Source organism: Nonomuraea terrae, from assembly GCF_004348995.1.
Taxonomy (GTDB): domain Bacteria; phylum Actinomycetota; class Actinomycetes; order Streptosporangiales; family Streptosporangiaceae; genus Nonomuraea; species Nonomuraea terrae.
On record NZ_SMKQ01000241.1, the window covers coordinates 1 to 13,072 of the forward strand.

General features: G+C 72.1%; 16 protein-coding genes. 6 read left to right on the forward strand and 10 right to left on the reverse strand.

Annotated elements, in window-relative coordinates; all coding sequences use genetic code 11:
- Positions 1-92 precede the first annotated feature (92 nt).
- From E1286_RS41185 to E1286_RS41200, 4 genes are read right to left on the reverse strand one after another with little or no spacing between them, the layout of a single operon-like run.
- A complete protein-coding gene (locus E1286_RS41185; protein ID WP_132621823.1) occupies positions 93-464 on the reverse strand; it encodes a VOC family protein in 372 nt (123 codons plus the stop codon).
- Positions 448-1,212, reverse strand: coding sequence for a class I SAM-dependent methyltransferase (locus E1286_RS41190; protein WP_132621825.1), 765 nt, complete (start codon positions 1,210-1,212; stop codon positions 448-450). Before E1286_RS41190 ends, E1286_RS41185 begins: the two co-directional genes overlap by 17 nt.
- 49 nt (positions 1,213-1,261) lie before the next feature.
- The gene (locus E1286_RS41195; protein ID WP_132621827.1) at positions 1,262-1,711 is read right to left on the reverse strand and encodes a Clp protease N-terminal domain-containing protein; all 450 of its coding nucleotides are present in this window, start codon (positions 1,709-1,711) and stop codon (positions 1,262-1,264) included.
- Positions 1,712-1,721: 10 nt separating this feature from the next.
- The gene (locus tag E1286_RS41200; RefSeq protein WP_397058171.1) at positions 1,722-1,925 is read right to left on the reverse strand and encodes a helix-turn-helix domain-containing protein; all 204 of its coding nucleotides are present in this window, start codon (positions 1,923-1,925) and stop codon (positions 1,722-1,724) included.
- A gap of 51 nt (positions 1,926-1,976) precedes the next feature.
- Here E1286_RS41200 and E1286_RS41205 point away from each other — a divergent pair, with 51 nt between their 5' ends.
- Positions 1,977-3,413, forward strand: coding sequence for an FAD-dependent monooxygenase (locus E1286_RS41205; RefSeq protein ID WP_132621829.1), 1,437 nt, complete (start codon positions 1,977-1,979; stop codon positions 3,411-3,413).
- Here the strand turns inward: E1286_RS41205 and E1286_RS41210 are convergent.
- Complete coding sequence (locus E1286_RS41210) at positions 3,394-4,041, reverse strand: response regulator (RefSeq protein ID WP_132621831.1); 648 nt, start codon at positions 4,039-4,041, stop codon at positions 3,394-3,396. The two genes, E1286_RS41205 and E1286_RS41210, sit on opposite strands and share 20 nt — an antisense overlap.
- A complete protein-coding gene (locus E1286_RS41215) occupies positions 4,038-5,150 on the reverse strand; it encodes a sensor histidine kinase (RefSeq protein ID WP_246075611.1) in 1,113 nt (370 codons plus the stop codon). Before E1286_RS41215 ends, E1286_RS41210 begins: the two co-directional genes overlap by 4 nt.
- 95 nt (positions 5,151-5,245) lie before the next feature.
- On the opposite strand from E1286_RS41215, the gene ggt reads away from it, so the two are divergent.
- On the forward strand, positions 5,246-6,979 hold the full coding sequence (gene ggt, locus E1286_RS41220) for a gamma-glutamyltransferase (RefSeq protein ID WP_132621835.1): 1,734 nt from the start codon (positions 5,246-5,248) through the stop codon (positions 6,977-6,979).
- A 159-nt stretch (positions 6,980-7,138) separates the two neighbouring features.
- Here ggt and E1286_RS48500 read toward each other — a convergent pair whose 3' ends face one another.
- Positions 7,139-7,315, reverse strand: a complete 177-nt coding sequence (locus tag E1286_RS48500) for a hypothetical protein (RefSeq protein WP_165970145.1) — start codon at positions 7,313-7,315, stop codon at positions 7,139-7,141.
- A 136-nt stretch (positions 7,316-7,451) separates the two neighbouring features.
- Between E1286_RS48500 and E1286_RS41225 the strand changes: the two genes are divergently transcribed.
- Positions 7,452-8,237 carry an SURF1 family protein gene (locus tag E1286_RS41225; RefSeq protein ID WP_165970146.1) on the forward strand — a complete coding sequence of 262 codons (786 nt, stop codon included), beginning with the start codon at positions 7,452-7,454 and terminating at the stop codon, positions 8,235-8,237.
- A gap of 3 nt (positions 8,238-8,240) precedes the next feature.
- Entirely contained in the window at positions 8,241-8,561 is a 321-nt protein-coding gene (locus E1286_RS41230; protein WP_132621837.1) for a DUF3817 domain-containing protein, read from the forward strand.
- A 35-nt stretch (positions 8,562-8,596) separates the two neighbouring features.
- Here E1286_RS41230 and E1286_RS41235 read toward each other — a convergent pair whose 3' ends face one another.
- The 3 genes from E1286_RS41235 to E1286_RS41245 all read right to left on the reverse strand — a co-directional run bounded on the left by E1286_RS41235 (position 8,597) and on the right by E1286_RS41245 (position 10,877).
- A complete protein-coding gene (locus E1286_RS41235) occupies positions 8,597-8,791 on the reverse strand; it encodes a hypothetical protein (RefSeq protein WP_132621839.1) in 195 nt (64 codons plus the stop codon).
- Positions 8,792-8,897: 106 nt separating this feature from the next.
- The gene (locus tag E1286_RS51560) at positions 8,898-9,968 is read right to left on the reverse strand and encodes a serine/threonine-protein kinase (protein WP_132621841.1); all 1,071 of its coding nucleotides are present in this window, start codon (positions 9,966-9,968) and stop codon (positions 8,898-8,900) included.
- Between the two features lie 39 nt (positions 9,969-10,007).
- On the reverse strand, positions 10,008-10,877 hold the full coding sequence (locus tag E1286_RS41245) for an arylamine N-acetyltransferase family protein (protein WP_246075612.1): 870 nt from the start codon (positions 10,875-10,877) through the stop codon (positions 10,008-10,010).
- 57 nt (positions 10,878-10,934) lie between these two features.
- Here E1286_RS41245 and E1286_RS41250 point away from each other — a divergent pair, with 57 nt between their 5' ends.
- A complete protein-coding gene (locus E1286_RS41250) occupies positions 10,935-11,618 on the forward strand; it encodes a response regulator transcription factor (protein WP_246075613.1) in 684 nt (227 codons plus the stop codon).
- A partial coding sequence (locus E1286_RS41255; RefSeq protein ID WP_246075614.1) for a sensor histidine kinase occupies positions 11,615-13,072 on the forward strand: 1,458 nt, incomplete at its 3' end. The genes E1286_RS41250 and E1286_RS41255, both read left to right, overlap by 4 nt.

Genomic DNA, 13,072 nt, shown 5'->3' on the forward strand with positions numbered 1-13,072 from the left:
CCCCGAATCGCACCCCGGTCCCGTTCCCCCCTCCACCTCAGGGAGTGCTCGCCCGAGCTCCCGCGTACGACGCCGGACGTACGCGGGACGAGCTACGCCAGGCAGAACTCGTTGCCCTCGGGGTCGATCATGACGACCCAGTCGTCGAACGTGGTGATCAACCGGGCGCCCAGGCCGAGCAGGCGGTCGATCTCGGAGTCGAGGTCGTCGGCGCGCAGGTCGAGGTGGAGCCGGTTCTTGTGCACCTTGCGTTCCGGCACCCGCTGGAACCACAACCGCGGCAGCCCGCCGTCGACCAGCACCGTCGGGTCGTCCTCCGGGTCGAGGACGCCCTTCGCGCGCAGCCGCGTCAGCTCCTCCTCGTCGTACGGCGCCACGGCGTAGCCGTCCAGCGCCTGCGCCCAGAACCTGGCCAGCGAGGCCGGATGCCGGCAGTCGATCACCACGTCATGCAGTCTCGCCATCGGGTCTCCTCGCCTCGACCAGGAAACGGGAGGAGTGGGCCACGAACGGCCCCTCCGACTCGATCAGCTCGTGCAGCTCGCGCAGCCGCTCGGCGTAGCGCTCGACGGAGAACCCCGGCACGATCCAGATCACCTTGCGCAGGAAGTAGATCACCGCCCCGACGTCGCGGAACTCCATGCGCAATCGCTCGAACCGCAGGTCGACGACTTCGAGCCCGGCTGCCTGCGCGGCCTTCCTGGCCTCCTCGGGGTCGCGGGCGGTGCCGTCGTACGGGCCGATGAAGAACTCGGTCAGCTCGGCCACGCTGCGCGGCCCCACCTGCTGGGAGAAGTACGACCCGCCGGGCCGCAGCACGCGGGCGATCTCCTCCCACCACGTCTCGACCGGGTGACGGCTGGTCACCAGGTCGAAGGACGCGTCGCGGAACGGCAGGCGCGGCTCGTCGTCGTCGGCCACCACCCAGGCGCCGCGCGGCCGCAGCCGGGCGGCGGCCAGCGCCAGGTTGGGCGGCCACGACTCGGTGGCCACGGTGACCGGCGGCAGCGCGGGCACGCCGGCCAGGATCTCGCCGCCGCCGGTCTGCACGTCGAGCGCCGCCCGCGCCCCGACCATCCGCTCGCCGAGCAGCCGGGCGTAACCCCACGAAGGCCGTTCCTCGCCGGCCCGGCCGTCGAGCCAGGAGAAGTCCCAGCCCGCCACGGACACCGTGTTGGCCTCCTGGACGAGGTCGTCATACGAGCGCCGCATGTTATGACCTTGGCAGTGGACGACCTCCGCAGACAACCAAATTTCCTCATCAGATGCGGCTGCGTACCGTCGTCCGGTCGATGCCGAGCTGGTCGACGAGCTGCGCGACGGGGTCGGGCGGGGGCTGCTCCAGGAGGATCAGCGCCAGGTGGCGCGGCACCTCGTGTCTGGTCTTCATGGTCGTGGCCTTGACGGCCTGGTTGAGCACCGCGCGGGCGCTCGACGTGAGAGCCGTGTCGGGCACCCGTGGGTGCTTGCGGGGGGTGCCGGGCAGGTCGCCGACCTCCAGGCCCAGCATGCGCAGCGCCGCGCGGTCGAGGTCTTCGAGCGCCGCGCGGGCGGCGGCCAGGTCGACGCCGAGCGCCTGCGCGGACTCGGCGTGGTGGAGCAGGCCGAGCAGCATGTGCTCGGTGCCCATGCGGCGGTCGCCGCGCAGCCGGGCCTCCTCGAAGGCGGCTTTGATCACGACTGCCAGCGGGTTCTTTTCCTTGCCGAACATCGCCTCGCCCTCATTTCCCGTATTTGGCGTGTACCGACTGCCGTGACATGCCGAGCGCGTCGCCGATCTGCTCCCAGGTCCAGCCCTGCTCCCTGGCCAGCGCCACGGACAGCGCCTCGACCTGCTCGGCCAGCCGGTGCAGCGCGCCGACCGCCCGCAGCCCCATGGCCGGGTCGTTCGCGCGGATCCGCTCGGACAGCTCTGTTACGTCCACGGTGTCAGGCTAGATTGACAACGGCAGATTTGTCAATCTAGCCTGACAGGCATGGAGGATGTGCTGATCGTGGGGGCGGGACCGGTCGGGCTGATGCTCGCGTGCGAGCTGAGCCTGGCCGGAGCCCGCCCGGTCGTGCTGGACAAGAGACCCGAGCCGAGCGAGCTGCCCAAGGCCAACGGGCTGGCCGGGCAGATCGTCGACTTACTGGATCACAGAGGGCTGCTGGAGCGGTTCGCCGAGGCCGGCCCGTTCGTCGGCCGGGCGCCAGGGTTCCCGTTCGGGTCGGTGCCGCTGTGGCTCGGCGGGATCGAGGACAGCCCGCTGCGGCTGCTGCTGATCCAGCAGCCGCGGCTGGAGCGGCTGCTGGCCGAGCGGGCGCGGGAGCTCGGGGTCGAGGTCAGACGAGGCTGCGAGGTCCGCTCGCTCTCCCAGGACGAGGAAGGAGTGACGCTCGACGTCGGCGACGGGCGGATACGGGCCCGGTACGCGGTCGGCTGCGACGGCGCCGGCAGTCTCGTACGTGAGCAGGCAGGGATCGCCTTCCTCGGCACCACCGACGAGGAGAGGATGCTGATCGGCCACTTCAAGGCCGACATGAAGGTGTTCGAGTCCCTGGAGGAGGCGGGCGTCGAGCCGGGCTGGACCCGGCGGCGGAACGGCCGTGTGCTGTTCAACTCGCTGCACGAGGGCGTGCTCGTCGCCGCCGTGCGGGAGCGGGGCGGCGTCACCGGCGACACCGTGACGCCGGAGGACTTCCGCGCCGCCGTCCGCCGCGTGCTCGGCGCGGACATGCCGCTCGACGAGCCGATCTGGTTGTCGAGCACGGCCGCGCAGGCCAGACTCGCCGAGCGGTACCGGGCCGGGCGGGTGTTCCTCGCGGGTGACGCCGCCCACCTGTTCCCGGCGGGCGGGTCGGCGCTCAACGTCGGCATGACGGACGCGGTCAACCTGGGCTGGAAACTGGCCGCCAGGCTGCGCGGGCGGGTGCCGGACGCGCTGCTCGACACGTACGAGTCCGAACGCCGGCCGGTCGGCGAGCGCACGCTCATGCAGACCCGCGCACAGGCGGCCATCGACGGCGCGGAGGGCGAGGACGGCGCGGCGCTGCGCGACCTGCTCGCCGAGGTGTTCGCCTTCGAGCAGCCCGCCCGCCACCTGGCCACACTGCTGCACGACTCCGGCATCCGGTATGACACCGGCACGGAGCCTGCCGGCCAATTCCTCACCGATCCGGGCCTGGCGGAACTGGCGCGCGGGGCGCTGTGTGAGGCCCGGCCCGTGCTGCTCGACCTCACCGGCGGCACTCTGGGGGAGCGCTGGGCGGGGGACGGCTGGATGGAGGTGATCCGGGCCCGCCGCGACGACCCGCCCGCGGACGCGCTCCTGATCCGCCCCGACGGCTACGTGGCCTGGTGGGGCGCGGACGGCATCGAGGAGGCGGCCGAACGCTGGTTCGGCGCGACGGTCACAGCCAGCCCGGCTTGACCAGGCCCGACTCGTAGGCGATGACGACCAGCTGGGCGCGGTCGCGGGCGTGCAGCTTCATCATGGCCCGGCTCACGTGGGTCTTGGCGGTGGCGGGCGACATGAACAGCTTCGCGGCGATCTCGTCGTTCGTCATGCCGGTGCCGACGAGGGAGAGCACCTCGCGTTCGCGCTCGGTGAGCTGGTCGAGGCCGTCGGCGGCGACCGGCTCCTTGGCGCGGGAGGCGTACTCGGCGATGAGGCGGCGGGTCACGCTCGGCGACAGCAGCGCCTCCCCCGCCGCCACCACCCGCACGGCCTGGATCAGCTCGGCCGGCTCGGTGTCCTTGACCAGGAAGCCGCTGGCGCCGCCGCGCAGCGCCTCGAAGACGTACTCGTCCAGCTCGAACGTCGTCAGGATGATGATGTGCGGCCCCGGCGGCATCTGCCGGGTGGCGGTCAGGCCGTCGGTGCCGGGCATGCGGATGTCCATCAGCACGACGTCGGGCTGATGCTCGGCCGCCAGCCGCACGGCCTGTGCGCCGTCGGACGCCTCGGCGACCACGGTCATGTCGGGCTGGGCGTCGAGCAGCGCCTTGAAGCCCGCCCGTACCAGCGCCTGGTCGTCGGCCAGCAGCACCTTGATCATGAGGTCTCCTCGGGTAGGGGGAACCGGGCCTCGACCTGGAAGCCGGGCCCTGACGGGCCGGCGACCAGCGTTCCGCCGAGCGCGGCGGCGCGTTCACGCATGCCGGGGATGCCGTTGCCGCTGCCCGACTCCGACAACGACTCCGACGGCGCGGGTGGCGTCGTGGCGCCGGTGTCGGTGACCCGTACGACCAGCTCCTTCTCGGCGTATTCCAGGCGCACGCCCACATCGGCGCCGGGCGCGTGCCGGGCGGCGTTGGTGAGCGACTCCTGCACGATCCGGTACGCCGCCCGCTCCACCTGCGGCGGCAGCGGCCGGGAGCCGACCCGTTTGAGCGTCACCGTGAGCCCCGAGCGCTCGACCAGCTCGTCGAGCCGGTCGAGCCCGGCGGTGGGGGAGCGCGGGGCGCCTTCGCGCAGGACGTTCAGCACCGAGCGCATCTCGCCGAGCACCTCCTTGGAGGCCGTCTTGATGGTGGCCAGCGCGGTCCTGGCCTGCTCGGGGTTGGCGTCGATGAGGTGCAGCCCGGTGGACGCCTGCACGTGGATGAGGGAGATGTTGTGCGCCAGCACGTCGTGCAGCTCCTGCGCCATGGTCAGCCGTTCCTCGCTGGCCTGCCGCCTGGCCTCCTCCTCGGCGGTGCGCTCGCGCTCGGCCCGGCGCTCCTTGACGATCCTGACCAGCTCGGCCAGGACCATCAGCAGCATGATGAAGGTGAGGATCCACACGTTGTGGAAGAAGTCGAGCTGACCGACGAGCCAGGCGTAGCTCAGGAACGACACCAGCGTCATCCCCGCCATGACCCACGCCATCAGCCTGTGGCCCCGCGTGACCAGCAGGAACAGCAGCACGGCCGGGCTGATGAACGACGGCCCGTAGGCGTAGCCGCCGATCAGGTACAGGTCGCAGGCGGCCAGCGCGGCGGCCGTGGTGAGCAGCGGGAAGCGGCGGCTCAGCAGCACCGCGACCGGCCCGGTCCACAGCAGCGCGTAGGCGTAGGCGTCGAGGGCCTCCCTGGTGTCCTGCTGGCCCCACGACGCGCCCCTGGCGACCACCATCGTGACCGCCGCCACGATGAGGGCGAGATATGGGTCGAACGTCCTGCGCACGAGCACCAACGTAGGCCAGCACCGTGCCCCGCGCATCATCCCAGCGTGTGACGGAGCACTACCGCGATGGGCGTATCTGCGTCATTGTGGACAACATGCGCCGTGTGATCTTTCCCGCAGCAGCAGCAGTCCTCGCCGTCTCTCTCCTGCACGCGCCACCCGCGTCGGCCGACCCGCCGCGGAAGGCACCGGTCGCCGAGGGGTACGGCGGCGCCGTCGCCACCGTCGACCTGGAGGCCAGCAAGGCGGCCATCGCCGTGCTCAAGAGAGGCGGCAACGCCGTGGACGCGGCCGTCGCGGCGGGCGCGGTGCTCGGCGTCACCGAGCCGTACTCGGCGGGCCTGGCCGGCGGCGGCTTCATGGTCTACTACGACGCGCGCAAGCGTAAAGTCTTCACCATCGACGGCCGCGAGACCGCGCCCAAGGCGATGGGGCCGACCGCGTTCGAGGGCATCCCGTTCGAGGAGGGCGTCACCAGCGGGCTGTCGGCGGGCGTGCCCGGCACGGTCGCCAACTGGGACGTGGCCCTGAGCAGGTTCGGCACGCTCTCGCTCAGGCAGGCGCTCCAGCCGGCCATCGAGGTGGCCTCCAGGGGCTTCGTCGTGGACCAGACGTTCCACGACCAGACGGCCGCCAACGCCGACCGTTTCAAGGACTTCACCTCCACGGCCAAGCTCTACCTGCCGAACGGCGCCCCGCCGCGGGTCGGCTCGGTGTTCAGGAACCCCGAGCTCGCGGCCACGTACCGGGAGCTGGGCAGGCGCGGCCCCGAATGGTTGTACGGCGGGCAGCTCGGCAAGGAGGTCGTGGCCACGGTCAAGCGGCCGCCGCTCACCGCCGGCAGCACCCGCAACGTGCGGCCGGGCCTGATGGAGCTGTCCGACCTGCGCGACTACCGCGCCCTGCTGCGCGAGCCCACGAAGGTGTCGTACAAGAACCTCGACGTGTACGGCATGGCGCCGCCCTCGTCCGGCGGCTCCACGGTCAGCGAGGCGCTCAACATCATGGAGGCCCTGCCCGAGGTGGGCCTGCACGAATACCTGGAGGCGTCCAGGCTGGCCTACGCCGACCGCGGCCAGTACGTCGGCGACATCCCCGGCGTGCCGCTGGACGAGCTGCTGTCCGACGGCTTCGCCAAGGAACGCGCCTGCCTGATCGGCGACCGCGCCATGCCCCACCCGGCCGCTCCCGGCAGCCCCGACGGCTCGTACAGGCCGTGCGCCGAGCCCGGCGGCACCGCGACGCCGGTCGCGAAGGAGGGCCCGGAGACCACGCACCTCGTCGTCGCCGACCGCTGGGGCAACGTGATCGCCTACAACCTGACGATCGAGTCCACCGGCGGCAACGGCATCGTGGTGCCCGGCCGCGGCGTGCTGCTCAACAACGAGCTGACCGACTTCACGTTCGGCCCGGCCCCCGGTGACCCGAACCTGCCCGGGCCCGGCAAGCGCCCGCGCTCGTCGATGGCGCCGACGCTGGTGTTCGAGAAGGGGCGTCCTGTGCTGGCGGTCGGCTCGCCCGGCGGCTCGACCATCATCACGACCGTGCTGCAGATCCTGCTCAACCGGTACGAGTGGGGCATGAGCCTGCCCGAGGCCCTGGCCGCGCCGCGCGCCACCCAGCGCAACACCGCGCAGACGCAGGCCGAGCCGGGGTTCCTGGACAAGTACCAGGCCGAGCTGGAGGCCAAGGGGCACAGCTTCGCCTCGAACCCGGAGATCGGCGCCGCCACGGCCCTGGAATTCCTGAGCCGCGACCGCGTCCAGGCCGTCGCCGAACCCACCCGCCGCGGCGGCGGCAGCGCGATGGTCGTCTCCTCCCGCGGATGACCCCGTGTCGCCCTGCCCGGCGGGCCGCCCCGCCGAGCAGGGCGCTCACTCATCCGGCTTCGGCACCTCGACGGCGAGGCCACGGCGTTCCCCCGGTGTTTCCGGGAACGACGGAAACCCGCCACGGCCCCCGCGGCGGGTGACTTCAGTCGGAGGCGTCTACTGCAGCAGCAGGAAGGCGACGACGCCGACGATCGCGATGCCGAGGACGACCGCGAGGATGGGCAGGAGGGGCGACTTCTTGGGCTTGGCCGCGGCGGACTCCTGCTCGCGCGCGTTCGCGAACGCGCGGAAAGCCTGGGTGTTGCCCGCCGGGTCGATGTGCTGGTCAGACATGGCCAGCAGCCTAGCGTGATCGCTTGCGAAGTTTGCACTGTTTGGCGGGATCCGCAGGGTACAACCTTTGCCGTACCGCGGAGCCCCGGCATGGGTTGATGACGGGACCACGCCCCCCGCCGGATAGTTTTGAGACATGCTGAGGACCCTGCTCTCACCCCGGCTGCTGGGGCTGCACCTGCTGACCATCGGGGTCCTCATCGCATTCATCCTGCTCGGGCGCTGGCAGCTCGGCGTCTTCCAGGATTCTGGCAAGCCGCACGCCGCCACCGACCCGGCGCCCGTCCCGGTCGCGTCGCTGGCCCCGGTGGGCGCCCAGATGACCGGCCCGGTCGTGGGCCGCAAGGTCACCGCCGAGGGCGTGTACGAAGCCGGCCGCCAGCTGCTGGTCGCCGACCGGCGGGCCGACGTCGACGCGCCGGGCGGCAACGTCTCACGCGACCACGGCTACTGGGTGCTCACGCCGATCCGGCTCGACGACGGCACGCTCATACCGGTCGTACGCGGCTGGACGGCCACGGCCGACGACCCCGCCGTGGCCGACGTGCCGCAGGGCAGGGTCACGGTGGCCGGTCGGCTGCGGCCGCAGCAGGGCACCGACAGCGTTCAGCGGCGCGCGGAGGGCCTGCCCGCCGGCCAGGTGCAGACGGTCTCGACCGGCGAGCTGGTCAACCTGTGGGTCGGGCAGAAGGTGCGCACCGGATTCGTGGTCGCGCAGCCGCCCTCCGGCTCGCTCACGCAGGTGAAGGCTGCCCCGCCGGTGGTCGGAGGCACGCTGACCTGGCGTAACCTGGCTTACGCCGCCAATTGGTGGATTTTCGCGGGATTCGCCGTCTTCATGTGGTTCCACTTCGTACGCGACGCCGTGCGAGCGGATCGGGAGCGCGGCAAGTCCTCCCCCGAGATGGTTCTGGAAGGTTGAACGGTGGAATCGGCTCTCAAGCCCTTCCGGGTGCTCGCGTATGTGGTCGGCTGCATGCTGCTCGTGCTCTGCGTGGGCATGGTGCTGCGTTACGGCTTCGGCGAGCCCTCGTTGTCGAAGGTGGTCGCGCCCATCCACGGCGGCCTCTACATGCTCTACCTGGTCGCCGTCATGAACCTGGGCATGAAGGCGCGCTGGGCGTGGCCGTACATGCTGGGCGTGATGCTGGGCGGCACGGTGCCGTTCCTGTCGTTCTACGTCGAGCGGCGGGTGACCCGGCGGGTGGGGACGGCCACGGCGGGACAGGCCGCGGCGGAGGCCTGACGTTCAGGCCCCCGCCACCCGGGTTCAGTGGCCGATCAGCGGCCGATTCCGCGCTTACGGGCCCGCTTGAGCCGCTCGCGCTGCGACGGGTCGAGCATCAGGTAACCGACCACCGGCGCGCCCACGACGCCGAGGACGACCAGCAGGGTGATCCATCCGGTGCCGAAGAAGATCAGCGAGAGCAGGACCGCGGCGCCTGCGCCGATGGCGTACTTCTGGACTGGCGACATCCTCTAACTTCCTCCGAACGCGGAGCGCACGCCCCGCCTCTCTCACATTCTGCGTCTCAAGTCCAACGTGTGAACCCACCCCCAGGGTTCCTTTTCGCGATGTATCTCAATCGTGTCGGACGGGCTCGCCGGCGATCGCGCGCAACTCCCGGCGCAGCTCGGCCGCCGTCGGACGCCGTGACGGGTCCACCGACAGCAGCCGCAGCAACACGGGGCCCAGCGCGTCCGCCCTGGTGAGCGTCGCGCCGGGGGCGGGCGGCGCGCCCTCCACGGCGGTGTGGAGAGTGGCCCCCAGCGACCACAGGTCGGCGGCCGGGGTCGGGGCGGCCTCCGGAGCGGTGTACGCCGGGAACGTTCCCGTGTGAAGCAGCGGCAGCAGCCGCGCCCGGCCGTCCGCGTCGAGGAAGACGTTGCCCGGCTGCACCCCGCCGTGGAACCCGGCCGCCGCCAGCCCGTCGAGCACGCCCAGCCCGATCGCCGCGACGTGGGCGGGCGGCAGCGGGCCCGAGGCCGCGACGACCGCGTCCAGCGGCCGGTCCACGGCCAGCCGGTCGAGCGTCTGGCGCACCACCTCCAGCGGCGGCGGCCCCGCCGGGTGCAGCATCGCCCTGATCAGCGACCTGAGCGGGTCGGCGCCCGCGGCTGGCACCTGGCCGGGCGGACGGCCCTCGACCGCGAAGTGCAGCGTGGCGGCCAGCGACCACAGGTCGGCGGAGGGCAGCACGCTCAGGCTTGGCGAGCCGAACCCGGTGAGCAGCGCCCGCCCTGTCGGCGTGAGCAGCACCTTGCCCGGATCCACCCGTCCGTGCACGATGCCCGCCTCGTGCGCGGCCGTCAGCGCGGCCAGCACGCACACGCCGGCCCTGGCCGCCTGCGCGACGGGCAGCGGGCGCCGCGCGCGTACGGCCTGCTCCAGGGACACCCCTGAGGCGAACTCCATGATCAGCCACGGCGTGCCCTCATCGACCAGCACGTCGAGCACCGGCACCGCGAAGGGGTGCCGCAGCGCGGCGGCGCGGCGTGCCTCGTCCACCGCGGCCTCGCGCAGTTCGGGGAGCACCCGCAGCTCCCTGACCGCGACGTCGCGGTGCTCCGCCTCGTCGAAGGCCAGGCGGACGGACGCGCCGAGGGGGTTCAGCAGCCGGTAACGACCCTGCAGCTTCCTGGTCTCAGCCATGTCGAGGCGACGATAGCGCTACGAACGCGGGCGAATCCATCAGGGGGAGCCCGCGGCGAGCCAGCCCTCGTGGGCCTCGCAGACCTTGCGCCACAGTTTGTCCTTCTCGCCGGGCGTCACGTCGTCCAGCGGGAGCAGGAAGATGTCGGCCAGGGCCGCGTAATAGTCGCGCGCGGAGCTGAGCGTGACGGACTGCTTGCCGTTGCCGACGCGGGTCAGCAGGAGCCCGCGCAGGATGTCCACGCCGTACGCGTCGCGCCGCTGGGTCGTGGCGATCCGGACGAACCCCGACGTCGGTGCCGTGGTCAGGTGCCGGTGCATCTCCGCGAACGCCGACATCCCCGTTGGCTCCATGCCGAAGTCCATGCCTTCGAACGAACCGCTCGGATCATGATCGAACCGCCAGCCGCCCGGCGTCACCTCCGACGGCCGCAGCCCGTAGGTGAAGGGCCCCTGCCGGTACGTCCCCGGCACCAGGGGGAGCGGCTCGTGCACTGCGTCGCCGAGCCCGACGTCGACCAGCCACCCCCCGCCAGGGTTGGCGTCGGACGGCAGGCCGCGCGCGGTGAGCACCAGGTGGTTGCCGCTGATGCCGGGCTCGCCGCCGCGTAACTGGACGCCCGCCACGTGCCGGGTCACGTCGTAGCCGAGGGTCGTGAGCAGCTCGGAGAAGGCACCGTTGAGGTGGTAGCAGTAGCCGCCGCGGCCCCGGACGATGCGCCCGGCCGACTCGACAGGATCGACCGTGGTCGGGCGGCCCAGCCAGATCTCCAGGACCTCGTACGCGACCTTCTCGACGTGTGCGGAGTGGAGAGCCCGCAGGGACTCCGCGGTGACGGGGGCGTGAAGCAGCTCGGGCAGACCGAGGCGGCGAAGGTACGCGGCGGTGTCCACCACCACAGTCTGCACGGATTGTGCACAAATTTAGGAGTGTCGTCTGCACAGCACGCTTCTAGGCTTTCGTTCGTGCTTGAGCAGCGACGCATCCTCGTGGTCGAGGACGACGAGACCATAGCGCTGGCCGTGCGGAACCGGCTGGCCGCCGAGGGCTTCGACGTCAGAGTGGCGGGCGACGGGCAGGACGCCCTCGTTCAGTACGCCAGGGCGGAGCCGGACCTGGTGATCCTCGACCGGCTGCTGCCCGGGCTCGACGGACTGGAGGTCTGCCGCCGGATGCAGGCGGCCCGGCCGGTGCCCGTGCTCATGCTGACCGCGCTCGGCGACGAGACCGACGTGCTCGTGGGCCTCGGCGTCGGGGCCGACGACTACCTGGCCAAGCCGTTCAGCATGCGGGAGCTGGTGGCCAGGATCCACGCGCTGCTGCGCCGGGTGGAGCGGGCGGTCCAGCTCGCCGCCGAGGACACCGTGATCAGGGTCGGCGAGGTCGAGATCGACACCGCGGCCCGTCGGGTGTTCGTGCGGGGCGCGGAGGCGCAGCTCACCCGTACCGAGTTCGACCTGCTGCGCCGCCTGGCCGAGCGTCCCGGGCAGGTCTTCGAGCGCGGCCGGCTGCTGTCGGATGTCTGGGGCTTCTCCGAGGCGGCGGCGACCAGGACCGTCGACAGCCACGTCAGGGCGCTGCGCCGCAAGCTCGGCCCCGACGTGGTGCGGACGGTGCACGGCGTCGGCTACGCGCTGGTGCGGCGATGAGACCCCTCGACTTCCTCGGCCGGATCAAGGTCAAGCTCGGCATCGTCATCGTGCTCGCCGTGGCGACCGCGTTCGTGGTGAACGAGGTCGGCATCAACTCCGGCCTGTCGCGGGAGGTGCGCATCGCGGTCGCCGTGGTGCTGGCGCTGATCATGGTGCAGGTGCTGGCCATGGGCATGACCAAGCCGCTGCGGGAGATGGCCCGCGCCGCCCAGACCATCGCCAAGGGCAGCTACACCCTGCGCGTTCTGGCCACGTCCAGGGACGAGGTGGGGGAGCTGGCCAGAGCGTTCAACGCGATGGCGGCCGACCTCGGCGAGGTGGACCGGCAGCGGCGCGAGCTGGTCGCGAACGTCAGCCACGAGCTGCGCACGCCCATCACCGGGTTGCGCGCCATCCTGGAGAACGTCGTGGACGGCGTCTCCGCCGCAGACCCGGTCACCATGCGCACCGCGCTCGCCCAGACCGAGCGCCTCGGCCGGCTCGTCGCCCAGCTGCTCGACCTGTCGCGGCTGGACTCGGGGACGCGGCTGATCGAGGCCGAGGACGTCGAGCCGGCGGCACTGGTGGAGCAGGCGGTGCTGGAGGCGTCGCTGGCGCGCGAGGACGTCGTCATCCAGGCGGCGGTCCCGGACGACCTCGTGGTGCGCGCCGACCCCGACCTGCTCGCGCAGGTCCTGTCCAACCTGCTCGACAACGCCGTACGTCACAGCCCGCCCGGCGGCTCGGTGACCGTGGGCGGCTCCGCCGAGGGGGACGGGATCCGTCTCGTCGTCGCCGACTCGGGTCCGGGGATCCCGGCCGAGTCGCGGGCACGGGTGTTCGAACGCTTCTCCCGGCTGGACGCCGGACGGGCGGCCGACGCCGGGGGCGCCGGGCTGGGGCTGGCGATCGTGAAGGAGATCGTCGAACTGCACGGGGGATCCATCCGCATCGACGACTGTGCGGGGTGCCGCATGGTCGTGGACTTACCAGGGAGGATGACTGTGGCCGACGTGCCATTGCTACCGAACACGGGGGACGAGACGGAAGGCGTGCCCATGCCGTCCGGGGTCGTCACGGGCGACGAGACGGGAGGCGTGCTCTCGCCGTCCGGGGTCGGCATGGGGGACGAGACGGGAGGCGTGCTCTCGCCGTCCGGGGTCGGCATGGGGGCGCAGGAGTCGCGTACTGCCGTAGCCCGCGAGGGCGCCGGCGCCGCGAAGCCCGACGCCGGCCCGTCCACCACCGGCCCGTCCACCCCCGAGCCGTTCGCCACCGAGCCCGAGCCGTTCGCCACCGCGCCTGCCTTGGCCATCGCGACCGGTGGAGAGGCGGATGCCGGAGGCCGCCTCGTCACCAGCGCGGCCGTCGATCCGTCCACCCCCGACCACCCCAGGGACAGCAACCACTCCGATGGGGGGCGTGTCGGTCGGCGGGCCGGTGGTGAGACCAGTGGCGACACGGCCCTCACC

Excerpts from the sequence above, each read along its gene's own strand:
- E1286_RS51560 (WP_132621841.1), bottom strand. The coding sequence starts at position 9,968 with ATGGCTGAGACCAGGAAGCTGCAGGGTCGTTACCGGCTGCTGAACCCC.
- E1286_RS48500 (WP_165970145.1), bottom strand. The coding sequence starts at position 7,315 with ATGTCTGACCAGCACATCGACCCGGCGGGCAACACCCAGGCTTTCCGC.
- ggt (WP_132621835.1), top strand. The coding sequence starts at position 5,246 with ATGCGCCGTGTGATCTTTCCCGCAGCAGCAGCAGTCCTCGCCGTCTCT.
- E1286_RS41205 (WP_132621829.1), top strand. The coding sequence starts at position 1,977 with ATGGAGGATGTGCTGATCGTGGGGGCGGGACCGGTCGGGCTGATGCTC.
- E1286_RS41225 (WP_165970146.1), top strand. The coding sequence starts at position 7,452 with ATGCTGAGGACCCTGCTCTCACCCCGGCTGCTGGGGCTGCACCTGCTG.
- E1286_RS41210 (WP_132621831.1), bottom strand. The coding sequence starts at position 4,041 with ATGATCAAGGTGCTGCTGGCCGACGACCAGGCGCTGGTACGGGCGGGC.
- E1286_RS41235 (WP_132621839.1), bottom strand. The coding sequence starts at position 8,791 with ATGTCGCCAGTCCAGAAGTACGCCATCGGCGCAGGCGCCGCGGTCCTG.
- E1286_RS41195 (WP_132621827.1), bottom strand. The coding sequence starts at position 1,711 with ATGTTCGGCAAGGAAAAGAACCCGCTGGCAGTCGTGATCAAAGCCGCC.
- E1286_RS41185 (WP_132621823.1), bottom strand. The coding sequence starts at position 464 with ATGGCGAGACTGCATGACGTGGTGATCGACTGCCGGCATCCGGCCTCG.
- E1286_RS41190 (WP_132621825.1), bottom strand. The coding sequence starts at position 1,212 with ATGCGGCGCTCGTATGACGACCTCGTCCAGGAGGCCAACACGGTGTCC.